Raw genomic sequence first — 23,196 nt, 5'->3', positions numbered from 1 at the left:
CTGTAATGTTTCTTTATTTATATTTAATGTAAAATAAATTTATATATGAAAAGCAGTCTGATTAAAGCTGTTTTCCTTGGACTGATATTATCTGCGGGTAGTATGGATGTAGAAGCACAAACAGCTGACAACAGCAAAAAGATGGAATGGTTTAAAAATGCCAAACTGGGTATCTTTATTCATTGGGGAATCTACTCCGTCAATGGAATCTCCGAATCCTGGTCATTCTTCAATAATTACATTAACCATGAAAATTATATGAAACAGCTGAATGGTTTTTCAGCTGCAAAATATCAGCCTGAGCAATGGGTCAATCTTATTAAAGAATCCGGGGCAAAGTATGCGGTTATTACAACCAAACATCATGACGGAGTTTCAATGTGGAATTCAAAGGCAGAAAAAGCGACAAGCATTCCCCAAAACGCACTGGCGAAAAAAGATGTTTTAAGTCCTTTTATTTCTGCCCTGAAAAAGTCAGGATTAAAAACAGGGCTTTATTTCTCATTGCCGGATTGGAGCCATTCGTATTATGACATCAATACCCGGACAAAAAAACGTTACGAACTCAAAAATGAGCCGGCGCGCTGGCAGAAATTTATCCGATATTATCAGAGTCAGCTTAATGAACTCTCCTCTCAGTATGCTCCTGACCTTCTTTGGTTTGATGGAGACTGGGAGCATACTTCCGAGGAATGGAAAGCAACTCAAACTTTGGATTTACTCAGAAAATTCAATTCCAATATTATTATCAATTCCAGGCTCAACAATCATGGAGATTATGATACTCCTGAACAGGGGATTCCGGTAATTCCGCCACAGAATCCATATTGGGAACTCTGCTATACCATGAATGACTCCTGGGGATATCAACCATACGACAAAAACTACAAAACACCCAATATGATTGTCAGAACTCTCGCAGATGTCATCAGCATGGGGGGAAATCTGCTGCTTGATATCGGTCCGAAATCAGATGGCACTATTCCTGAGGAACAAGTGGAAATTCTTAAAAACCTGGGGCGCTGGACGTCTAAAAATCAACAGGCCATTTATGAAACAACCCGCGGAATTCCTTTTGATCATTATAAAGGAAAATCTTCTTGGTCAGCCACCAAAAAATCTCTATTCCTTTATCTGGAAGAAGCCAAAAACTTTGCAAAGATTTACGGACTGGCAACCAAACCTCTTTCTGTAAAGATCATTGGAGATCCGTCCGCTGAGGTTAAAATGAATTATAATACTGAAAAAATACTGACACTGAATTTTTCCAATATAAAATTTGACAAAGATGTCACTGTCGCAGAACTTATATTTGACACTCCGCCTACATTTCTGAATGATTTTAAAAAGGAAGAATATCTGCTGGCTGAAATTCTGGAAAATAAAGATACTCAGGAAGCCGCCTATGATATTGCCAACGCCCTGAATTATGGCCATAATTTACTGACTCATAGCGGTCTCACTCAGGATGGCCTTGACATGAAAATCAAAACAACGCCTACCACCAACCCCGAAACACTGCAATGGATAAGCAAGCACGCAGAAGCCTTATTTGAGACAGGGCAAGGACTGCCGGCAGGCCACTTCCCGGGAATGAGCGCTTTATCAAAAGACAAACAGACTCTTTATCTTTTTGTAGAAGGAACTCCCACCGGTCCTATTGCGCTGAAAGGAATAAAAAATAACATTGCCAGAATAAGAATCGTAGGTGAAGGAAGTATGCTTACTCACACGGTTTACAACAAGCTGTACTGGAGCGACAGACCGGGAATCATTTACATTGATATTCCTAAACAAAGGCAGGATAAACAGATGACGGTCATTGCAGTTTTGCTGGATAAACCTGTTGAATTGTACAGAGAAAATGTGGGAGCTGTTGAAAATAATCTCTAGCAGGAAATGAAATACAAATTCATATAAAAACAAAATCCGGAGAAGTTCTCCGGATTTTTTATTTTGTAAGACGATTTTCTTAGAAAATCTCTCTTCCTGAAAAGTGGAACTGAGCTTCGATTAATGCATTCTCGTCAGAATCCGAACCGTGAACAGCATTTTCTCCGATGCTTCTTGCAAACATTTTTCTGATGGTACCTTCTGCAGCTTCAGCAGGGTTGGTAGAACCGATTAATATTCTGAAGTCTTCAACTGCATTGTCTTTTTCCAAAACTGCAGCTACGATAGGACCAGAGCTCATGAATTCTACTAATTCTCCGTAGAATGGTCTTTCTGCGTGTACTTCATAGAATTTTTTTGCATCAGCAACTGTAAGCTGAGTTAATTTTAAAGCCTTGATTTTAAAACCTCCTTCAGCAATCTTACCCAATATAGCACCGATATGTCCGTCAGCAACTGCATCAGGCTTAATCATAGTGAATGTAATGTTAGACATAAATGTATATTTTTTTAGTGGCGCAAAATTACAAAAAATATCTTTGATTTTTATTTTAATTTTTTTTTAACATAAAAATAACTTTTATTAAGAATTCATGAACTAAACTTTGGCACAGTAATTGTTTATTCTATTGCGATTCTCATGTTTAATTTGAGTTTTCATGGTTATTAGTTTTTACCCAGCTTCGGCTGGGTTTTTTATTTCAAAAAAAATACCACATTTTTTTACTAATTCCATAATTTTCAACAACATAAAAAGTCAAATGAAATAATTTTATCATTTTTTTTGCTATTATTGCAATAGCCAAAATTACCTTAGTATCATTTTTCAAGCTCAATCAAAATGTGACAAAATTGGAGTTATTTATGAGAAAGATAGTGCCAAAAAGTGGAATTATTCAAAAACAGATTTTTTTTCATTAAAATTCAAAAAAAATAATTCATAAAAAACAAATGCTTCTATGTATCTTAAATTTGATCTTTAAGGAAGTAATTTATTAGAATATTATTTTATATGACACCAAAATAAAATGATACAGATTGTCCGAATTCATGTGACATAATAAAAGAAATGTCTGTCCTTTTATTTCTGGGAAGCTTCTTCAGCCTCATCCATCAATTTAATGTAAGTAGCATAGCGGGAATGTTGAATTTCGCCTGTTTCAAGGGCATCAATAACGGCACATTTCGGTTCATTGACGTGAAGGCAGTTGTGAAACTTGCATTCTTCCCTCTTTTTGAAAATCTCAGGAAAGTAATGTTGTACTTCTTCTTTTTCAATATCAATCATCGCAAACTCACGAACACCAGGAGTATCGATAACATTTCCGCCAAAATCCCAGAAGTGCATTTGTGCAAACGTTGTAGTATGCTTTCCTTTCAGGTGAGTATCTGAAATTTCAGACGTCTTTAAATTCAGCCCCGGCTGCAAAGCATTCACTAAAGTAGATTTCCCGCAACCGGAGTGGCCGAAGAATACTGAAGTTTTATCTTTAAGAATTTCCTGAAGCTGATCCAGGTTTAATTTGGAATAGGAAGAAATTTCAAGTGTTTCATAACCGATTTCCTGATATAGGAACTCAATGTCTTTTACAATTTCAATTTCTTCTTCGTGTAAAACGTCAATTTTATTGAAAAGAATCAGCGGTGTAATATTATATGCTTCACAGCAAGCCAGAAAGCGGTCAAGAAATCCTAAGGATGTTTCAGGATGCTTCAGGGTAAAAATAAAACATGCCAGATCTATATTGGAAGCAATAATATGAGCTTCTTTTGAAAGGTTCACTGATTTTCTGATCAGATAATTGGAACGTGGTTCAATTTTCGTAATCCATGCAATATCATCCTGTTCCAGCTGGAACTCAACAAAATCTCCTACAGCAAGCGGATTCGTAAGTCTGGTTTTTATCAATTTGAATTTACCCCTGATTCTGGCCTCGAAAATTTTATGTGTTTCCAATTCCAAAACCTGGTACCAACTGCCTGTAGATTTAATGATTTTTCCTTTCATAGATAATACTGATGCAAATATACGGAATTAGGGCTTAGAATCAGGAAATAGGTTTAAAAACAAATGTTTCAATTACCCTAAATACTGATCTCTAAGCCCTAAATTATACTTGTACCGAAAATACAGGAGAAGCTTTATGTTCTTCTGCCTGCAATCTGCGATTTATCTTTTATCGATCATAATGTTATTCTGAACTTCAATAGATTCTTCGTGAATCGCTTTGAATACTTTTTCAATAAACTCCTGAGACATTCCTGTTTCTTTTGCTTTTTGTGTAGCGTATTCTGTGATTACTTTCCAACGTTCAGGCTGGAAGATCGCAATATCATTTTCTTTTTTAAGCTTACCGATCTTTTCAGAAATTTTCATCCTTTGAGAAAGAAGTTCAATTAATTGGAAGTCAAGATCTGAAATCAAGGTTCTGTGCCTTCCCATTTCTCCTTCAAAACCTGCAAGATTAGAGCTTCTTACTTTGAGGTTACCAATAAGTTCTGCCAAAACTTCAGGAGTAATCTGTTGAGAAGCGTCACTCCACGCTTCATCAGGATTACAGTGAGACTCAATGATAGCTCCCTGGTATCCTACGTTGAGTGCTTCCTGGGTAATATCAGCAAGACCTGTTCTGTTTCCGCAGATGTGTGACGGGTCAATCAGCATTGGAATATTCGGAAACTGACTCTTGAAATCAAGGGCAATCTGCCAGTTCGGGTTGTTTCTGTATTTTGTTTTCTGGTAGGTTGAAAATCCTCTGTGGATTACCCCCAGATTTTTAATATCCTGTCCCAAAAGCCTTTCCAACGCTCCGATCCATAATGCAAGATCCGGATTAACAGGATTTTTCACGAATACCGGTTTATCTGTTCCTCTTAAAGCCATTGCGATTTCCTGTACCGTAAACGGGTTCACTGTAGAACGTGCACCAATCCAAAGAACATCCACGTCGGCTTCCAGAGCAGCAAACACGTGGTGTGCATTGGCTACTTCAGTAGCTGTTTTAAAACCGTACTCTTCTTTTACTTTTTTCAGCCAGTTCAAACCAATCACTCCAACTCCTTCAAAACCGTTTGGTTTGGTACGGGGTTTCCAGATTCCTGCACGGAAAACCGATACATTAGCATTAGATTCTTTAATTCTCCTTGCAGTTTCAAGCATCTGAGCTTCACTTTCCGCACTACATGGTCCTGCAATCATCAGAGGCTGCGTAAGCCCTTCGATCCACTCATTTTTTAAATCATTTAAATTCATTATTCTAAATTTTATTGTTTTTTGTATAATTTTTCTTTGACAGCAATAGCCCTTTGGATTATAAAATTTAATTTATAATTCTTTTCAAAAAATGCCGTTCAAAATTGTTTAAAGGAATCAGGAAAATAATAGGGCTCTACTTCTCCTGTATTTTTTGGAAAGAAATTCAGTTAACAATACCAATAAAATCGGTAATAGGTTCTGAAATTTCTGTAATAAGAAGCAGAAAAACTAAAATAACCGCTAAAAAAGTAATTAGCGGGTGCAAAAAAAGACAGATATGTGTGAGTCAATTTTTCCATTTTCTTCTGGAAATGTCTTTATTTTAGCGTTTCTGGTTGCAAATTGTTCTTGTCAAAAACGTATTTTCGACAGAAATATTTGACAAATATATAAAAATTATGTCAAATCAAACTTCATTAAATCATCAAGATCTTTCAAAAGTGGATTTTTTTCGATAAACTTCTCAAACATTTTTCTTTTCGTCACCACCTCAATCTTCAGATTTTCAAAGTCTCTGACGTATTCTACCTCAATAATATGGTTCTGAACTTTTCTTTTAAAATGATTAAAAAATTCCCCACTTATTTTATCAAATTCTACTTTAGCAGAGTCTGAAGGGAATAAAACTTTGATTTTATGCTCCTCAGCTTTTACCAGTTTAAAGGTTTTTACAGCATTAAAAACAAAGTTATTTTTTACCTGAAGCTGCTTAAGCATAATTTTCCATTCCATCTGCAGATCTGTATCTGTAAAATGGTTTTGAGGAAGGTTTTCAGTTCTGACAACAACATCTTCTGCTGCTTCCTCTTTATCTTCCTTGTTCAAAAATGAATTGATGCTGAAACCGGAAGAAATTCCCGGTCTGGATAATGGCTTGGTTGTTTTTGCTATTGAAGCAACCTGAACCGTCTGAGAAACTGCAGGTTCCTGTTCCCTCTTAACTTCTTTTTTTTCCGGAGCTTTTTCCGGCATTTTCACTTCCTGTTTCTCACTGAGAAACGGAGCCAGTATCAGGAACTTTTTTTTTTAGTATCACCTAAATTAGCTGTCAGTGAAGCCAGCTGCATTAACGCAATTTCAACTGTAAGTCTTGGGTTCTTGGAATTCTTATAATTAATGTCCGCATGATTGCAGATCTCAATACCATCAATCAGCTGCTGGGCGGGCCACTTCTGTCCCTGTTCCACGAATTTGACCTTTGTCTTCTCTCCTACTTCAATAAGTTCCATTGTAGAAGCATTCTGCGCCATCATCAGATCTCTGAAATGATTTCCCAATCCGGCAATGAAGATATGGGGATCGAATCCTTTTTTCACAATCTCATTGAATGCAGAAAGCACTTCAGGAATTTTATTTTCCTTGGCAAGATCCACGATATTCAGGTATTGGTCATAATCCAGAATATTGAGTACTTCAGCAGCTTTGGCCAGCGTTATATTTTTCTGTGAGAAAGTGGAAAGCCTGTCGAAAATAGAAAGTGCATCTCTTAATGCCCCATCAGCTTTCTGAGCAATCAGGTACAGAGCGTCATCTTCGTACTGTATATTTTCCTTTTGGGCAATATTTCTCAGGTGGCTCTGAATGTCTTCAATCGTAATTCTCTTGAAATCATAGATCTGACAGCGGGATAAGATCGTAGGAATAATCTTATGCTTCTCTGTAGTTGCCAGAATAAAAATGGCATGGGCAGGTGGTTCCTCCAGAGTTTTAAGGAAAGCATTGAAAGCGGCAGAAGACAGCATATGCACCTCATCGATGATATATACTTTATATTTACCAACCTGAGGAGCAAAGCGTACCTGATCTATCAGTTCCCTGATATCATCTACAGAGTTATTGGATGCTGCATCCAGCTCATAGATATTATACGCAAAGCCATCTTCTGAAACCGAACCATCTTTCTCATTGATCTTTCTTGCCAGGATTCTGGCACAAGTAGTTTTACCCACACCACGAGGTCCGCAAAAAAGCAATGCCTGAGCTAACTGGCTTTCTTCAATTGCATGTTCTAAAGTATCCGTAATATGGGATTGTCCTACAACCGTATCAAACTCCTGAGGACGATATTTTCTTGCAGATACTATAAAATTTTCCATTGGCCAAAAGTAAGAAATATAGTTTTAATTTGAAAATTAAAAGTTTTCAAATTATCAACAAAAAATATATTTCTGCTCTAATCAGAAAACTTTTAACCCTTACTTTTTCTTGCTGTATGCAAAGTCAATCAACTCAACGATAGCACCTTCAATTTCTTTTCTGCCTTCTTCAGTTTTCAGGTCAATCCCACAGAACTTACTGGCATTATACCCTGTATACAGGTTAAGATAGTAGGCACCGGAAACAATCAGAGCCATAATTGCCCTGTGTCTTGTAGCCACACCTTCCCCGAAGTAAGGATCTGAGATATTTCCAAATAAAACCTCGCCTACCTCCTCACGCTGATCAACCAGTTTCTTAAGGATAGGCTTGCTTTCTGAAAGTTCCCAAAGAATAATTTTCTGAAGTTCCTTATTTTTCTTCAGGTTTTCGAACTGATTAAGCACCACCATTTTGGTAAGTTCATGTCCTCCGTCAGAAAAATCCATGTCTACATCCTGGTTCACCTGACTCCAGTAATCCTGGGATTTGATATACTCATCAATCAGCTTATCAGTACTTCCAAAGTACTCATAGATCAATTTTTTATCAAATCCTGCAACGGCAGCGATCTTACTTACTTTTAATCCGGAATATCCTTTTACTCTTAAAATTTTACCAACTGCAGCAAGCAGTTTCTGTTTTGTTTTTTCTTTGTCCCTAATGGGGCCCTGCACTACTTTTCTAGGCATAATTATTATTTTTTCGCAATATGCAATTTTTTATTAATATCATCAAACGCGTTAAGCGTTTTGTCGAGATGTTCTTTTTCGTGTCTTGCGGTCACACTCATCCTGATACGTGCATCTTTTCTTGGTACAGCCGGGTAAAGAATCGGGTTGGTATAGATTCCTTTTTCTATTAGTAGCTTTCCTGCTTCTCCTGTTACATAAGGATCTCCAATTTTTACAGGAATAATTGCGGAGCAGGTAATTCCGGTATCTAACCCTAAATCATCGAGCCCTTTTTTGAAATAGTTGATATTCTTCCAGAGCTTTTCTCTCCAGATAGGTTCTTCATCAATTAAATCAATAGCTTTTACGATTCCTGCTGATGATGGTGGTGCTGTTGCTGAGAAAATCTGCTGGCGGGATTGGAATCTGATGAATGCTGACAGTTTTTTATCTGCAATAACATATCCACCCAGGTTGCCGAAAGTTTTACTGAATGTACCTGTGATGATGTCTACTTTATCCAATAATCCAGCCTGTTCCAGAGTACCTCTTCCTGTTTCTCCAAGGATACCGACGCCATGCACATCGTCTACCATGAGAAAGGCATTGTACTTTTTCACAAGATTATAGATCTCATTGATACGGGAGGTGTCTCCATCCTGGGAATACACTCCATCTACAACAACGAGTTTCGTACGGTACAGATTTTCAGATACCTTCAAAATGTGTTCCAAAGATTCCAAATTATTGTGAGGAAATGTTTTTTTATTGGTAAAAGCACATCCTTCATGTACACTGGCATGTACAGCCATATCTAAAATAGCAAGATCTTCTTTCTGCATTAAGCACTGCAAAGTGGCGCTATTAGCAGTATACCCCGTAGTAAAGACCACGGCTTCATCTTCTGTTCGTTTAAAAAAACTGGAGATTTTTTTTTCCAAAGCATTGTGGTAATCAAAATAGCCACCGATAAGAGGAGTTGCTCCTGTACCTGTACCATATTTCTCTATTCCCTCAATAGCTGCCTGTTTTACTTTTGGGTGCTGTGTAAATCCCAAATAATCACTTGATACAAAACTAACAAATTCTCTGTTCTGGTCTGCAATATTTACATTCAGTATCGCATTGGTTCCTGAAGTATTCTTCAGTCTGTAATTCATGTGTCCATTAGACTTTACATAGTCTAAATATTCATAAAAAATTTCAGCCCTTTGAGCCATATCGTTATCTGGTATATTCTCAAAGTCTTTGATAGTTGCTGTTGTGAAATTGATGCTCATCCTTAATCTTGTTTGTTGTGGTTTAAAAAAAACAAATATATAACTATTTGAAGGGCTTAAGCTCCCTTATTAAGATTAAATATTATTAAAAACACAATAATTTATTCTTATGCGCTGGAAACCAAACTAATTTAATACACCTGTCTTTTTTAACATTTATTTCTATTGAATTAATTAGTTTTTTCTTACCTAAATTTAATAAAAAAAGTAAACAATAAAGAAATATTAATAGATAAATAATAAAAAAATGTGTTTATTTTTTCACAACCCTCTCATTTATAAAAGATTATTTTTTAACAATTTTAACAAGATAATTCACTACATGTATATTTACAGCCCTATTCTATATGATTAAATCCCTACCTAAAGAAAAATCCGGTCATCATTTCTGGCTGAAGAAACAAAATGTATTTAAAGGTTGGACTTTCTGAACGCTCCCGGAGTAGAGCCTGTCATTTTTTTAAAAAATTTTGAAAAATTGGATGGATCATAAGTGAAAATGCGGGCAATTTCTGCTATAGATTTATCGGAAGTAATGAGCATCTTCTTGGCCTGTTCAATAATTTTCTGATCATAAAAATAACAGGGATGCTGCCCCATTTCTTTCCTGACAGTATCTGTAAGATGTTTATGGGAAACAGCAAGCTCTACGGCAATTTCATTAAGCTCCATGAATTCAGGAGTAACTCCTGAAATAACATCCTGGATATGCCGGTCTAAAAAGGCAAAGTACTGAAAGGTAATTTCTTCACTTCTTTTCATCTGTAGGGTTACTGCTAAGTGTTGTAAAATATAAATTTAATCATAAGAAACAGAACAGCATGGTGAACTTTTCGGATATTTCAATCTGGCAACTAATAAAAACTATCTTTGAATGCCTGCACAGAATTTTTCACCTTCAGCTTCTCCAAAATATTCTGACGATGCCTGTTTACGGTATTGATACTTATAGACAATAGCCCTGCAATTTCTTTGCTGGCATATCCTTCTCCTACAAATTTCAACACTTCCATTTCTCTGGGGCTTAATATATTTCCATAATCAAGCTTATCTTTTACAACGATTTCTCCTTTTATTGTATTGATAATCATAAAATCAGAGGCTACAGATAAGCTCAGGGCAATATTATAAAGACAGAACGCCAGCCTTAACCGTCCGTTGTCCGGTGAATAGATGTAAAACATGCGATGTTTTACCCAGCAATACTCTTCATTTTTATTTTTTATCCTGATTTTCGAAACCACGCTGTAAGCTGCACGCTGGTTCATTTCCATGCCGTCCAGCAATTTGAAGAACCGGAGTTCATGGATGTATTTTTTCAAACGGTCATCAGGATGGATTTTTCCCAACATTTCTTCCTCCCAGATAGAATCTATCTCTGCAGGGTTATCTCTCATACTGAGCCCCAGTTCTGCTGCCGCTGCAGATTTATAAATATAGCTTTTATTTTCCTGCATATCGCTCAACACACATATAGCGCCTTCCATATGAGAATACGCCAGCGCTCTCTGCTTGTATATTTCTATATCAAGCATACATTTTTTACAGGTTGTATCCAGTAATTTATCACTGAGCTGTTCCCGGATCTTCATAATGGTTATTTATCAGTATTGATGCAATTGATGTTTAATAATACTTTTGCTAAAATAATAATTTACCCTTAGAACTTATCCATAAGAAAATGAAGAAATTGATTTTAGGCTTTTGTACAGTATTCCTTGTTCAAAAATTTTCCACCCAGACTCTTGAGAAAATGACCTGGTTTAATGAACCTGAAAAATGGGAAATCAAAAATAACAGCCTGTCAATGTTTGTAACCCCTCAAAGTGATTATTGGAGAATATCCCATTATGGATTCACCGTAGATGATGCTCCTTTTTACTATACTGTTTACGGCGGCGAATTTGAGGCAAAAGTAAAAATAACCGGCAGCTACAAAGCGAGATTTGATCAGATGGGGCTGATGTTGAGAACAGATAAAGAGCATTATATCAAGGCCGGAGTGGAATTTGTAGATGGCAAATATAACCTCAGCACTGTGGTTACCCACAACAAAAGTGACTGGAGTGTTATCACATTAGAAAAAACTCCCCCTGCAGTCTGGATAAAAGCTGTAAGAAGACTGGATGCAGTGGAAATATTCTATTCTTTTGATGATAAAAGTTATATCATGATGCGAAATGCACCTCTTCAGGATAATACTCCTGTCATGGTAGGCCTAATGGCTGCATGTCCTGACGGAGACGGGTTTAATGCAGTTTTTGAAAATTTCAAAGTAAAGCACTTGCCGGATCAGCGCAGATTAAAATGGCTTGAAACGAACAAATAACGATTGAATTACACTTCAATATACAGTCAATTTTATTCACCTCCCCACATTTACGGGAGGTTTTTATGTTAATAATATTACTTAAAGCACTGTTCATAAAAAAGAGACTGCATATGTTTGATATGATACAGTCTCTTTTATTTTTTTGAGATAAAACCGTTTGCGTTCTTAGAATCATTATTTACCATAAAACTTTTAAGGTTGTTATGATAATTTTTTTGCAAAAATATGAATATCCATAAGGCGTGGCAAAGATAACATGTAGAATAAACCTCAGTTTTTTGTCAAACTTTTACTACAAAAAGCAATTTAACATCACTTAAACCGTTAATCAATACATCTGTAAAAATAATAAATCCACATCACTATTTATTATTTATATTTTTTTTAAATAAATTATAAATCCGGTATATCACTGATATTTACGAAAAACTTTTTAAAATGAATGTCAAATAAATTTATCACTTATTATTGAAATACAATATTGCTTCAGAAAATTATCATGGTCCTCCTGCCGGAAAACCGGGATAAAACTTGCGCAAAACAGTCATAAGATACTTATTTATCGCCATAATTTCACTATTTTTACACAATCAAAAAATATAAAACACAAAAGACCAGAAAACTTCAATGATAAAAATTTATTCTCAATCGTTCCTGCCCGTTAAAAAAACTTTGACTTGTACAAATACTATTATTAACCGCCTATTGCTTTAGCAGCAGGCATTACATCAGTTTTGCACATATATGAGAATTTGGGCATTTATTTTTGCTTGCATATATTTAAACAGTTACGGACAGCGCCACACTTCTATGTGGTACAATACAGACAATGGGCTTCCGCAAAGCAGCGCAAAGGCTATTGTCAAAGACAAATATGGCTTTATCTGGATCTCTACAGACAACGGACTTGTACGCTATGACGGAAGTTCATTCATTACGTTTAACAATTTCAGGGTAAACAATCTCCGTTTTGAAGAGTTTACCGGCAATCCGCTTCTGGACAGCATTACTGTTATTAATAATTTTCAGGGAAATAAAATTATTATCAAAAACAGATTCCCCCAATTATGCAATAGCAAAAGAAGCGACAAAATCATGTATTCCAATAGTTCTGAGTCTATATATCGGATTGCGAATAACATTATAACATCAGATTTTAATAATGATTTTAAGTATTTTATACAACTCAAAAACTCAACATATTATTTTAAAGAAAAAAACCAGATCATTTATAAAGAGGGAAACAAGGGAATAAAAATTACAATTCCTTTTACCAACAGAGATCTGAACTATACTTTTGTGCTGAATGATACTCTTTACATTAATGATCTGAAAAGAAGAAAAACCTATTCTATCTACAGAGGAAATCTTTCAGTATCTGACAGACCTACTCTTTTTAATGATCCTGATACCAAGATCTATTGGCAGCAGATCACCAATCAGACTTTTATAATCAATCATGACAATATTTATATTGTAAACAGCAATGGAAAGAACCCCGGTCTGAAATTTCTTGTCCAATTTGAGGAAATAGGCAGGCACTCTTACTGCTCTATGTTTTATGATAAGGATTTTGACAGACTGTATCTGGGAACGCTCAATAACGGTCTGAATATACTTCAACTTTCGAATTTTTATGTAGCGAAAAAAGAAGCCGATTTTTCAAACAACGTATTTTATGCCTCCCTTCCTTTCAGTGAAAACACGATTGTCACGGATGACGGAACTGAGTTTGGAAAAAACGGCATTATTACCCAACGCCCATTCGGGGTAAATGACAACTATCTGATGTATGATAATTCCGGCAACATTCTGATCAGAAAAAAAAATAAAATAATAAGGTTTTATAAAAATTCGGAGTATAAAAAGAAAGACTCTGTCTTTATCGGTAAAGGATTTGAAACGTTCATGAAAAGTGGAAATCTTTATGCTGCAACACTTACTGACCGTTCAGGTACAAGGCTTAATGTTTATAAAAATGATCAGTTTGTTCATCCGGAAGCCAAGTATCAGTTTAAAAATCCGGTCAATGCTTTTTATCAATATAATGAAAATGAAATCCTTGCAGGTTGTAGTGATGGACTGTATTTGGTAAAGACAGGAAATAATACAGTTACCCCTTTACTCAGAAACATCGAGGTAAAAAATATTATAAAGACCAGGGATAATCTCATCTGGATTACGACGAATAAAAACGGATTTTATCTCTTCAGGAACCAAAAACTTATCAGGATGCCGAATGACAGAAACAACCATCTGCAGTCGGCTCATTATATTCTTGAAGATCAGAAGGGATTTTACTGGATCTCCTCCAACAATGGCCTTTTCAAAGTTCCTAAAAAGCAATTGCTTCAGTATGCCGAAAACAGAAAAACCCAGGTTTTCTATTACCGTTTTACCAAAAAAGACGGTTTCCTGACGAATGAGTTCAATGGGAGCTCTGAACCCAATGCCTATGCCCTTAAAAATGGAGATTTTGTATTTCCATCCATGGATGGCTTTGTATTTTTCAATCCGGAAAGTATTCATACTTATTATCCTGAAAGGAATAAGATCTATTTAGAAAGAGTAAAAATCGGAAATTCTGAGCCTCAGTATTTTTATCAGGTCCTCGATTTAAAAAATGACTATAAAACTGCAGATATTTTTATTGATATTCCTTATTTTTCCAATCTGGAAAATCTTTATATTGAAGCCAGAATATCAGGAAAAGAAAATTCTGAATGGGAGCAGGTAACAGCCGGAAAAGAGCTGAAATATACGATAAGCAATCTTTCTCCCGGAGAGTACACATTAAGTGTAAGAGTTCTGGTTTCTCCGGATGGCAGATATGAAGAAAAAAAAATACGCTTCAAAATTGAACCTCTTTTTTATCAGACACTGCTCTTCAGGGTATCAGCTTCTATTATTATTCTGATCCTCATCATTGTAATTGTACAGCTGACCACTAATTTTTTAAGAATAAAAAATAAAGCTTTAAAACAGCTTGTTCATAATAAAAATTCTGAACTTAAAGAAACCTCTCTTCATCTTGAAGTCGTGAAGAATAATCTGCAGAAAGAAACAGAATATCAGAAAAAACTGGTGGAAACCATCAGCCATGATATTACCACTCCGATCAGATTTATTGCCATGCTTTCCCAGAAGCTTCATGAATCTGATGATGTGGAGCTTCAGAAGAAATATTTTGACAGCATCTATAAATCTTCTGAACAGCTTTATCAGTTTACGCTCAATTTAAAGGAATATACTGAACTGTATAAGGCTGAAAACATTTTTGAGGAAAAGAAATATGTCATCAACAGAATCCTGGAAATCAAGAACAAATTATTTTATGAAATTGCGAAAGAAAAAGGGACGTCGATCACCAATCTTACAGAATATAAAGTGTATTCCCAGGTAAATGAAAGTATTCTAACCGCTATTATTCATAATATTCTTGACAATGCGGTAAAGAATACCACTGAAGGAAATATAACCCTGAATATTATAGAAAGCCAACAGAAATCTACAATAGTAATTGCTGATACAGGAACAGGTATGCCGGATGAACAGATTGCCGTTTATATGAATCTTTTCAGAAATCCTAAGCTGGAAACTCCCAGCTTCAAAGGAAAAGGGCTAGGCCTGCATATGGTAATCCACCTGGTAAAAAAGATCAATGCTGAAATCAGTTTCAGACAAAACACCCCAAAAGGGACTATTGTGGAAATAACACTCAATAAAAACTAACCCCTATGAATGAAAGAATTTTAATCGCTGATGATCACTATGTAGTAAGAGCAGGTACTTCACTGGTTCTTGAAACTGCATATCCGGGACTGAAAATAGATTTTGCCGAAAACTATGGTCAGGTAAAAAATAAGTTGGAAAATCAAAAATATGATCTTCTTATTTTGGATATTGACATGCCGGGAACCCAATATAAAAAAATGGTTCCGGAGCTTAAAAGCATACAGCATGACCTGAAGATCCTTATATTCTCAGGATATGATAAAGATGTCGCCATACAATATATCAGAGAAGGCGCTGAAGGTTACCTGAATAAACAGAGCAGTGAGGAAGAAATCAGAAATGCGGTGAAAACCGTCATTGAAAAAGGATATTTTTATCCGGCAGAACTCATCGGCCTTATCATTCAAAACAAAAGAAATAATCCTGTAGAAAAACTGTCTTCGCGGGAATATGAAATTTTCAAACTTCTTGCCGATGGAAATGGAAACCTGGAAATTGCCAATAAACTCAACATCCAGATGTCTACAGTAAGTACCTACAAAAAAAGAATTTTTCAAAAGCTTGATGTTAGTAACATTGCAGAGCTGATCAAAGTATATGAAATGATGCATTAAAGTAAAACGGGGCTGAAATCTCATTCTATTCCAGCCCCCAGAAAAAACACAAATCTTATCCGTTTTTAAACAGATAATCTATTATTTTTTATATCATTGCATTTTTAGAATCATCGGGCAGCTTTATACAAAGCTGTCTAATAAAGTCTCTGTACAGAAAGATACAGCTCTCTTGTGTTGTCAGAGGTATTGGAGTCGGTTGTGGTTGCATTGCTGCTTCCTGTATTAGATTTGTTATCTACACGAAATGCATAGTACACTCTGTACCATCTTGGTTCCGGTTCCTGTATGGTGATATCAAACGTAACAGTCTCATTGTGTGTCTGGGTAAGATAGACGCCATCATCAAACTGTCTGTAGGCACCTGGTGACAATTTAATGTTTCCATTGTCAGAATCCCCGGTATGAGTCGACATTTCTGAAACCCAGATCTTCACATCTGACGTTCCTGCATTATACAGCCTCGGATTAAAAGTTGTAGCAGCCCCTGTTCCTGACGAATTGCCGTCAAACTGGGCATCAAGCCTTAAGAAACCTCCCAGGACAGGAAGATCTGAAAGATAGGTACTGGCTAAAATATTAGTCCCTGAAGTTCCCGCAGGGATACTCCCGTGGTAGTAAATTAAATCCCCTACAGTAATATCATCATCTTTTCCTCCAAATGCAAACTTCCACGTTGTTCCGTTAAACATATAATAACCGGCTTTATCTACTTTTGCTGTTTTTACAGAAGGCACGGTTACAGGCTGAGTCACATAAACCAATGCTCCGGTCTGTGCGGCCAAATAAACATCATCTTTAGCTTTCAGCTGATCTCCGGTTATTCTCGGAGCCATTACTCCATCGGGGATTGTTGCAACATCAGGTTTTCCTTCTACATGTAATGTTACTTTAGGAGAATCTGTATTGATACCTACCTGGGAATAAGCAACGATTGAAAGGCACATCATGACGCCGGAAAGAGTTAATTTTATTTTCTTCATTTTAGTATATTTGTTTAGAAATTATTGATTTATTAAAAGAAATCAATCATGCAGGCAATTGACATATCATCAATCAGCCTTAGTGAGCTAGCCTGGTGCAAAGTTATTCGCATTACTCAATCAATTTTGTGAATAACCAATGAAAAACAGGAAACAGCTCAACAAAACACAAATAATTAATAATCAAATATTTAAACCAGTCATTTTCCGAAATCTGGCTGAAATGAATTGTATTGTATGATTAAAAAAATTATCTCTTATCATAAATGACTGCCACTAAAGACATAAAAATAGAGCAGTACAAAAGACAGCTGGTTTATTACTACACCAGTCTGATGTCTGTTATTCTTGCCATATTTGCTTTAATATTCACTTTTATCATTCCGGATAAAGTGATGGCATGGTATCTATATGGAGGACTTTTTCTACTGGTCTATACTTACCTTATTGTACGTAAGACCTATTCAGTAAATGTCATGGTGCATTCTTACATCATTATTGCTACCCTATATAATTTTTATATCATGCTGGTTTTCTGGGATAACTCTATAGCAAGCTTTGTCTGGCTTATCCCTATTCCGCTGGCCGCATATGTTTTCTTCAAAAGAAAGTATGTTTTCATTTACAGTATGTTTGTTTTACTGAATATTGCAGCAGGCTATCTGATATCAAAAAACTTCAGCTTCAACTTCCCTCAGCACAGTCAGGAAGATGTCAGGGTGACAGATACAATCCTCATGATTTCCAACGTCGCGGTCATATCACTACTGCTGTACTTTAAGGATAAAATCAAGAGAGTTGAAATTTACCATGAAATTGAAGGAAAGACCCACACCCCTGAAGTTCAGACCATTTCAGTGGCTGACAAAATACCTTTTGCTGATGAACTGTTTGAAAAAATTGAATCTGTGATGGAGGAAAAACAGCTTTATAAAGATGTTCATTTCAATATTTCAAAACTTTCTACAGCAATGAATATCAACAGCAGCTATATTTCAAAATCAATTCGCGCGAAAGGGTATCCCAACTTCAACAATTATCTGAATAGGCATAGGATTGAATGTGTAAAAAGACTGCTCAATGAAAACGACATTGAAAAGGTTACCCTGATGTATATTTATACCGAGGCAGGATTCTCCAACCAGTCAACTTTCAACAGAGTATTCAAACAGATGGAAAGCATTACTCCATCAGAATATATCAGTAATTTACAGATACACTGATTGGGTTCACCAATAAAAATCATTGAGACAATAATTTTTAAATCAGGAAAATAATCCGGAAATTTACGGAATCTAATTTTTCTGTCAAACCACTGCACTATAATTGCAAACACTCATGAATTCATCTGAAAAAGCGATTCAGGGAAGCCGGCGTCTCCGATACATAAAACTTTGTATTTTCTTTTCAGGACTTTCGGTTTTTGCACAGCTTTATCTCTTCCAGCCTATGCTGCCTATGGCTGCTGAACAGTTCGGCGTATCTGTAGGGGATACTTCACTGCTTGTCTCCTCCTCCACTATAGGCATGGCATTGGGATTACTGTTTTTTGCTTTTAAGGCCGACAGTTATTCAAGAAAAAGTCTGATGGTCTTTTCATTGGTTTCATCTGCTGCACTTACCATTATTTCCACCTGGATCCCCAGCTTAAGCCTTCTGATTGCAATTGGCGTACTGAAAGGCTTTGTTGTTTCCGGAGTTTCAGCAGTGGCTCTTGCTTATCTTACAGAAGAAGTAAATGCCCTCGCAGTGCCTGCTGCTATCAGTATGTACCTCAGCGGTAATACAATCGGGGGAATGAGCGGAAGAATACTGGCCACTTTGTATGCAGGAGAATTCGGTTGGCGTAATGCTGTACTGCTTATCGGAATAGAAAGTCTTATTCTGGGTGCTGTATTCTGGAAACTTTTCCCGGAATCAAGGTTTTTCAACCCTCAGAAAACAGATTATCATCTTAAGGTAAAACAGATGAAATTTTTCCTAACCAATGCCTATATGCTTCGTTTATACCTTACGGCTGCATTACTGATGGGTGTTTTTGTAAGTGTTTATAATTATCTGACATTCAGATTAGAGGCAAAACCTTTCTCATTAAGTCATTTTATCATTGCTTTTATCTTTCTGATGTACATTTTCGGAGTCTTTGGAACTATGATTGTGGGCCGTCTTTCCAGAAAATTTCCCATGAACAATATCCTGAAGGGTTCTATCTTGTTTATGCTTACCGGAGCCGCATTGTTATTATCAGAAAACATTTATATTCTTATTTTTGGGCTTGGTCTTTTCACCCTTTCATTTTTTGCGGCACATACGATGGCCAGCCAAATGACTGCTCTGTATGCCAAACGCGGGAAATCCTCAGCAACTTCCATTTACTGGCTGTTTTATTATTTTGGTTCCAGTATTCTGGGAAGTGGTACCGGTTATATTCTCCATGCTTATTCCTGGAATATCTTCATAGCTATTCTTATTGTGTCCATCATTATTGCCCTTCTCCTGACCACAGCGAATGTAAATCCAAGGGAAAAAATAAAGAACTGATACCACATATATACCACATTTGGTTTTCCAGAAAAATGCTATAATTCGCGTATTAGTGTACTATTTTAACACATTGTTAATTTTTTATAGCAAAAATTTAACCTAAGCTTCCATAAAACAGCGATTAATAATGTAATGCCGGGCATACTATTTGCTGTTTACTAGAGACCATATCATCACCTAAAAAAATCAAAATATTATGAACGTAGCAGATCTAAAAATCAAGAACTTAGTCGAGTACAAAAATCAGATTTATACGATCACTGAGATCTTTCAGAATGTCGACCAGGCTTATTTTGTTAAAATTGAAAATGATATTCAGAGTATTTCGGTCCCGGCCGCTTCCATCAAGCCTATCAGAATAACCGAAGAATGGCTAGAAAAGCTGGGATTTTCACGGACTGACAGCTCGGATCAGAGTATACGGTATGAAAGACCGGAAGCATTTATAAAATACGATATCGACCTGAGTTCCAAAAAAATAATGGAAGGGTTGAAAATATATGGAAACGCCATTAAATGTAAATACATCCATGAGTTTCAGAATATTTTCTCATGCTTATTCGGAAAAGAAACCGCTTTACATTATGGCTATTTGAAAACAGAATCGTAGTTAAATAGTTCTTAGTTGAAGAAGACCACAATTTGCTCGCAAATTGTGGTCTTCTTTTTTAAAACTTTAGTAGCCAATCGCAAAAATAAGTAGGATTAAAATACACAAAAAACTTTCCATTCGCTATTGATAAATCAGGTTCCCGAAATTCTGGTTTATTTTTTTGCCTGTTTTCAATACTTATCGCCTCAATTTATCCTCTTAATACTGCATTTCATCCATCATTTCCTTCAGTCAATCATTTAACGAATTGATTAATAGTAAATTAAATAAATATTCAAGTTTCTTTGTGCTTTCAAAAAAGAAAAATATGATAAAGAAATGGATCATCATGGCAGCCCTTATGCAGGCAGCTCATACTTTTGCACAGATAGAAATCAGATCAGAATATCTGCCGGAGCAAAAATATATCAATGATAACCGCGACAAAACAGATGGAAAAAGTTCTGCCTTTACAACAACGCTCACAGCAACTATTCCTGTCAATGTAAAACCTACCGTTTATCATCAGCCCAGAATTTGGGCCGTAACTATGAATGCTTCCTATACCTCGTTCAGTAATAACGGTGCTGCTGCAGTGGCATTGCCTAAAGAAATAGCAGCAGCAGATCTGGGGGTTCTTTACATGACTCCACTTCATGAAAAACTGATGTTAATAGGAGGCCTTTCTACAGGAATATATTCTACCCACACTGATCTTAAGAAACTGGGAATAGATCAGGTTGTTGTGAATATCCATTCTTCATTGATCTGGGAGATAGGCCCCAAGATAAAAGTGGGCGCAGCTCTTATCGCCAATAATGCATTTGATAAACCTATGCTGATTCCCATGCCGTATTTTCAGTACCACAGTGAAAAAACACAAGGCATGGAATATCATGCTGAGCTGAGCTATACTCCGAAATTTTCTGTAGGATACCGATTTAATGAAGCACTTGCTTTACGCATTGTAAACCGTCCGAAGTTTTTCTTTGCGTTAACTGAAATTGATGGTCAGAAGAAATATTTTGATCACCATTATGTAAGCCTGGGCATGGAACCTGAGTATAAAATAAGAAACTGGACAGTAAATGGTGCATTTGGAGCTAATTTTGGGCGTACCGACCGATATAGAGACAGGCACCCCTCCCAATTCCTGAAATGGGGAAATGCTACTTTTGATCCTTCTTTTTACATTTCTGCCGGGATTAAGTATAACTTTGCAGGAAAATAAAACTAATTTCTCTATCTATTTACAGAAATGGCCACACTATCTTATTATCAACTTTTATCATCAACTCAACATTAAATATGGATTTTGCTGAAATATTCAGTGATCAGGAAACAAAGGCTAAAAAATATGTGATCATCCTCTATTATTTCATAGTCACCTCGATTTATACTGTTTACCAGATTTTTTTCTTCAACACCATTATGAAAAGCAGTATTCTGTCAAAAGTCAGCCTGTGGGATAATTTCCTGCTGCAGTTTGTACTGATATACCCTATTGTCCTGGTGATGACCTTGCTGGATTATCTGCTGATCAGGCTCATCAATGAGATCACTCCTATGCACACCAGTATGTACAGACATGCTTCTTCATTATTTGTAAGCAATATTCTGCTGTGCATCCTTTTGTATTTTGCTTTCAACTTTATTGTTACTGAAATATTTGATTTAGGAATCAGGCAATCGCTTTCTTATAAGTCAGGCCTTATTCTTAACATCACCGCCAATCTTCCCATTCTGCTGGTGCTTGATTTATTGTTTTATTTTCAGGCAGAGCGTAAAGCCATTAAAGCGTCTGAAAAGGCAAAACATGACATGCTGATGTATCAGTATAATGCACTGAGAGCTCAGGTAAACCCACATTTTCTTTTCAATTCCCTGAATGTACTTTCTTCTCTGATCTATGAAAATCAGGAACAGGCCAACAAATATACCAAGGCCCTGTCACAGATATACAGACAAGTTCTTTCTGTAAGCAAAAAACCGCTGAATACATTACAGGAAGAAATTCATTTCTTTCAGCAGTACCTGTTTTTAATGGAAATCAGATTTGAAAAAGGTTTTGCCATTGAGATCCCTTCTCTTCAACAGTGGGAGCACCGTAAACTGGTTGCCTTCAGTTTTCAGCTTCTTCTTGAAAATGCCTTCAAACACAATATAAGTTCAGCCGCAGATCCATTGCAGATTTCTATTTCTGCTGATGAAAACGGAATATCTTTCAGAAACAGAATATCTTTGCGAAATGACACAACCAGAGGAGAAGGGATAGGTCTGTCTTTTCTGAATACTCAGTACATCCGCTATCACAAAAAGCTGGAAATAATGAAGGAGCAGAATGAATTTATTGTCAAAATACCTTTTGTAGAATGAAAAAATACCTGATTATTGAGGATGAACGTCTTGCTTTTTCTGAGCTGAAGAGAATGATGGATAAACTCCGTCCGGAGCACATGCTGATGAAAAGAACCCAAAGCGTTCTGGAATCTGTTGAATTTCTTCAGGAAAACAGTCCGGACTTTATTCTGATGGACATCAGTCTTTCGGATGGAAGCTGTTTTGAGATATTCAATCATATTAAATTGGATATTCCTATTATTTTTACAACGGCTTATGATGAATATGCAATACAGGCTTTCAAAGTAAACAGTATAGATTATCTGCTGAAACCTATTTCTGAAGAAGATCTGGAACAGGCAGTCATTAAACTTGAAGGCCTGCATTTTGATAAAGAGCAAAAGGAAATAGGCATCCGGATGGTAGAATCTTCACTGATGAAAAAGGTAAAAAACAGATTTCTTGTACATTCCCGCGATGGATATCTGTATATAGAATCCGGAAATGTGGCTTATTTCTACAGTGAAGAAAAGGTAGTCATGCTTCATACCTTTGAGAATAAAAGGTATATTGTCAATTATACTCTGGATCAGCTGGAAGAACAGCTTGGAGAAGATTTATTCTTCAGGGTTTCCCGCAACTGTATCGCTAACATTAAATCAATTAAAGGTATAAAAAAAGCAGCAAACAGCAGATTGAATATTGAGTTCAATCCTCAATGTCCCCATGAAGTGATTGTAAGCCGTGTAAGAGTTCAGAGCTTCCTGCAATGGCTGAATGATGATTAAAATAAAACATTTATTCTCCTGCTCATTCC

General features: G+C 36.2%; 20 protein-coding genes. 10 read left to right on the top strand and 10 right to left on the bottom strand.

What is annotated here, in order from left to right:
• Window positions 1–45: 45 nt before the first annotated feature.
• Window positions 46–1,893 carry an alpha-L-fucosidase gene (locus AC3FI7_RS01720; protein WP_491461249.1) on the top strand — a complete coding sequence of 616 codons (1,848 nt, stop codon included), beginning with the start codon at window positions 46–48 and terminating at the stop codon, window positions 1,891–1,893.
• 79 nt (window positions 1,894–1,972) lie between these two features.
• Here AC3FI7_RS01720 and AC3FI7_RS01715 read toward each other — a convergent pair whose 3' ends face one another.
• The 9 genes from AC3FI7_RS01715 to AC3FI7_RS01675 all read right to left on the bottom strand — a co-directional run bounded on the left by AC3FI7_RS01715 (window position 1,973) and on the right by AC3FI7_RS01675 (window position 10,831).
• A complete protein-coding gene (locus tag AC3FI7_RS01715; RefSeq protein WP_491461248.1) occupies window positions 1,973–2,389 on the bottom strand; it encodes a nucleoside-diphosphate kinase in 417 nt (138 codons plus the stop codon).
• A 585-nt stretch (window positions 2,390–2,974) separates the two neighbouring features.
• Window positions 2,975–3,901, bottom strand: coding sequence for a ribosome small subunit-dependent GTPase A (gene rsgA, locus AC3FI7_RS01710; RefSeq protein WP_142722332.1), 927 nt, complete (start codon window positions 3,899–3,901; stop codon window positions 2,975–2,977).
• A 162-nt stretch (window positions 3,902–4,063) separates the two neighbouring features.
• Window positions 4,064–5,146: a chorismate mutase gene (locus tag AC3FI7_RS01705; RefSeq protein ID WP_142722331.1), complete on the bottom strand. Its 1,083-nt coding sequence runs from the start codon at window positions 5,144–5,146 to the stop codon at window positions 4,064–4,066.
• Window positions 5,147–5,545: 399 nt separating this feature from the next.
• The gene (locus tag AC3FI7_RS01700) at window positions 5,546–6,121 is read right to left on the bottom strand and encodes a DUF8439 domain-containing protein (protein WP_491461247.1); all 576 of its coding nucleotides are present in this window, start codon (window positions 6,119–6,121) and stop codon (window positions 5,546–5,548) included.
• Window positions 6,122–6,159: 38 nt separating this feature from the next.
• Window positions 6,160–7,245 (bottom strand): DNA polymerase III subunit gamma/tau, encoded by a 1,086-nt coding sequence (gene dnaX / locus AC3FI7_RS01695; RefSeq protein ID WP_142722330.1) that lies wholly within the window; start codon window positions 7,243–7,245, stop codon window positions 6,160–6,162.
• 99 nt (window positions 7,246–7,344) lie between these two features.
• Window positions 7,345–7,977 carry a TetR/AcrR family transcriptional regulator gene (locus AC3FI7_RS01690; RefSeq protein ID WP_002980040.1) on the bottom strand — a complete coding sequence of 211 codons (633 nt, stop codon included), beginning with the start codon at window positions 7,975–7,977 and terminating at the stop codon, window positions 7,345–7,347.
• Window positions 7,978–7,982: 5 nt separating this feature from the next.
• Window positions 7,983–9,239 (bottom strand): aminotransferase class I/II-fold pyridoxal phosphate-dependent enzyme, encoded by a 1,257-nt coding sequence (locus tag AC3FI7_RS01685; protein WP_142722329.1) that lies wholly within the window; start codon window positions 9,237–9,239, stop codon window positions 7,983–7,985.
• Window positions 9,240–9,650: 411 nt separating this feature from the next.
• Window positions 9,651–10,001 carry a helix-turn-helix domain-containing protein gene (locus AC3FI7_RS01680; protein WP_343658175.1) on the bottom strand — a complete coding sequence of 117 codons (351 nt, stop codon included), beginning with the start codon at window positions 9,999–10,001 and terminating at the stop codon, window positions 9,651–9,653.
• Window positions 10,002–10,093: 92 nt separating this feature from the next.
• Window positions 10,094–10,831, bottom strand: a complete 738-nt coding sequence (locus AC3FI7_RS01675; protein WP_142722327.1) for a LuxR C-terminal-related transcriptional regulator — start codon at window positions 10,829–10,831, stop codon at window positions 10,094–10,096.
• Between the two features lie 89 nt (window positions 10,832–10,920).
• Here AC3FI7_RS01675 and AC3FI7_RS01670 point away from each other — a divergent pair, with 89 nt between their 5' ends.
• From AC3FI7_RS01670 to AC3FI7_RS01660, 3 genes are all read left to right on the top strand, one after another.
• On the top strand, window positions 10,921–11,568 hold the full coding sequence (locus tag AC3FI7_RS01670) for a DUF1349 domain-containing protein (protein WP_343658174.1): 648 nt from the start codon (window positions 10,921–10,923) through the stop codon (window positions 11,566–11,568).
• Window positions 11,569–12,381: 813 nt separating this feature from the next.
• Complete coding sequence (locus AC3FI7_RS01665; protein WP_491461246.1) at window positions 12,382–15,303, top strand: sensor histidine kinase; 2,922 nt, start codon at window positions 12,382–12,384, stop codon at window positions 15,301–15,303.
• A 5-nt stretch (window positions 15,304–15,308) separates the two neighbouring features.
• A complete protein-coding gene (locus AC3FI7_RS01660) occupies window positions 15,309–15,920 on the top strand; it encodes a response regulator (protein WP_142722324.1) in 612 nt (203 codons plus the stop codon).
• A 137-nt stretch (window positions 15,921–16,057) separates the two neighbouring features.
• Here the strand turns inward: AC3FI7_RS01660 and AC3FI7_RS01655 are convergent, their stop codons facing one another.
• A complete protein-coding gene (locus AC3FI7_RS01655) occupies window positions 16,058–16,903 on the bottom strand; it encodes a phage tail-like protein (RefSeq protein WP_142722323.1) in 846 nt (281 codons plus the stop codon).
• A gap of 266 nt (window positions 16,904–17,169) precedes the next feature.
• On the opposite strand from AC3FI7_RS01655, the gene AC3FI7_RS01650 reads away from it, so the two are divergent.
• The 6 genes from AC3FI7_RS01650 (at window position 17,170) to AC3FI7_RS01625 (ending at window position 23,167) form a co-directional block, all read left to right on the top strand.
• The gene (locus AC3FI7_RS01650; RefSeq protein ID WP_491461245.1) at window positions 17,170–18,126 is read left to right on the top strand and encodes a helix-turn-helix domain-containing protein; all 957 of its coding nucleotides are present in this window, start codon (window positions 17,170–17,172) and stop codon (window positions 18,124–18,126) included.
• A 115-nt stretch (window positions 18,127–18,241) separates the two neighbouring features.
• Entirely contained in the window at window positions 18,242–19,444 is a 1,203-nt protein-coding gene (locus AC3FI7_RS01645; RefSeq protein ID WP_491461244.1) for an MFS transporter, read from the top strand.
• Window positions 19,445–19,643: 199 nt separating this feature from the next.
• The gene (locus AC3FI7_RS01640) at window positions 19,644–20,057 is read left to right on the top strand and encodes a hypothetical protein (protein WP_142722320.1); all 414 of its coding nucleotides are present in this window, start codon (window positions 19,644–19,646) and stop codon (window positions 20,055–20,057) included.
• Window positions 20,058–20,367: 310 nt separating this feature from the next.
• Window positions 20,368–21,270 carry a DUF6268 family outer membrane beta-barrel protein gene (locus AC3FI7_RS01635; protein WP_343658171.1) on the top strand — a complete coding sequence of 301 codons (903 nt, stop codon included), beginning with the start codon at window positions 20,368–20,370 and terminating at the stop codon, window positions 21,268–21,270.
• Window positions 21,271–21,347: 77 nt separating this feature from the next.
• Complete coding sequence (locus tag AC3FI7_RS01630) at window positions 21,348–22,415, top strand: sensor histidine kinase (RefSeq protein ID WP_343658170.1); 1,068 nt, start codon at window positions 21,348–21,350, stop codon at window positions 22,413–22,415.
• Window positions 22,412–23,167: a LytR/AlgR family response regulator transcription factor gene (locus AC3FI7_RS01625; protein ID WP_343658169.1), complete on the top strand. Its 756-nt coding sequence runs from the start codon at window positions 22,412–22,414 to the stop codon at window positions 23,165–23,167. The genes AC3FI7_RS01630 and AC3FI7_RS01625 overlap by 4 nt, the downstream gene beginning before the upstream one ends.
• Window positions 23,168–23,196: the final 29 nt, after the last annotated feature.

It is taken from the genome of Chryseobacterium sp. TQ-BC-N36 (assembly GCF_058382295.1).
The sequence above is the reverse complement of the archived record's forward strand: the minus strand, read 5'-3'. Positions and strand labels throughout refer to the sequence as shown.

Coding starts and splice junctions, on each gene's coding strand:
- AC3FI7_RS01675 (WP_142722327.1), bottom strand. CDS start 10,831: ATGAAGATCCGGGAACAGCTCAGTGATAAATTACTGGATACAACCTGT.
- dnaX (WP_142722330.1), bottom strand. CDS start 7,245: ATGGAAAATTTTATAGTATCTGCAAGAAAATATCGTCCTCAGGAGTTT.
- AC3FI7_RS01640 (WP_142722320.1), top strand. CDS start 19,644: ATGAACGTAGCAGATCTAAAAATCAAGAACTTAGTCGAGTACAAAAAT.
- rsgA (WP_142722332.1), bottom strand. CDS start 3,901: ATGAAAGGAAAAATCATTAAATCTACAGGCAGTTGGTACCAGGTTTTG.
- AC3FI7_RS01635 (WP_343658171.1), top strand. CDS start 20,368: ATGATAAAGAAATGGATCATCATGGCAGCCCTTATGCAGGCAGCTCAT.
- AC3FI7_RS01630 (WP_343658170.1), top strand. CDS start 21,348: ATGGATTTTGCTGAAATATTCAGTGATCAGGAAACAAAGGCTAAAAAA.
- AC3FI7_RS01705 (WP_142722331.1), bottom strand. CDS start 5,146: ATGAATTTAAATGATTTAAAAAATGAGTGGATCGAAGGGCTTACGCAG.
- AC3FI7_RS01645 (WP_491461244.1), top strand. CDS start 18,242: ATGAATTCATCTGAAAAAGCGATTCAGGGAAGCCGGCGTCTCCGATAC.
- AC3FI7_RS01670 (WP_343658174.1), top strand. CDS start 10,921: ATGAAGAAATTGATTTTAGGCTTTTGTACAGTATTCCTTGTTCAAAAA.
- AC3FI7_RS01660 (WP_142722324.1), top strand. CDS start 15,309: ATGAATGAAAGAATTTTAATCGCTGATGATCACTATGTAGTAAGAGCA.
- AC3FI7_RS01650 (WP_491461245.1), top strand. CDS start 17,170: ATGACTGCCACTAAAGACATAAAAATAGAGCAGTACAAAAGACAGCTG.
- AC3FI7_RS01720 (WP_491461249.1), top strand. CDS start 46: ATGAAAAGCAGTCTGATTAAAGCTGTTTTCCTTGGACTGATATTATCT.
- AC3FI7_RS01625 (WP_343658169.1), top strand. CDS start 22,412: ATGAAAAAATACCTGATTATTGAGGATGAACGTCTTGCTTTTTCTGAG.
- AC3FI7_RS01700 (WP_491461247.1), bottom strand. CDS start 6,121: ATGCCGGAAAAAGCTCCGGAAAAAAAAGAAGTTAAGAGGGAACAGGAA.
- AC3FI7_RS01655 (WP_142722323.1), bottom strand. CDS start 16,903: ATGAAGAAAATAAAATTAACTCTTTCCGGCGTCATGATGTGCCTTTCA.
- AC3FI7_RS01680 (WP_343658175.1), bottom strand. CDS start 10,001: ATGAAAAGAAGTGAAGAAATTACCTTTCAGTACTTTGCCTTTTTAGAC.
- AC3FI7_RS01685 (WP_142722329.1), bottom strand. CDS start 9,239: ATGAGCATCAATTTCACAACAGCAACTATCAAAGACTTTGAGAATATA.
- AC3FI7_RS01665 (WP_491461246.1), top strand. CDS start 12,382: ATGTGGTACAATACAGACAATGGGCTTCCGCAAAGCAGCGCAAAGGCT.
- AC3FI7_RS01715 (WP_491461248.1), bottom strand. CDS start 2,389: ATGTCTAACATTACATTCACTATGATTAAGCCTGATGCAGTTGCTGAC.
- AC3FI7_RS01690 (WP_002980040.1), bottom strand. CDS start 7,977: ATGCCTAGAAAAGTAGTGCAGGGCCCCATTAGGGACAAAGAAAAAACA.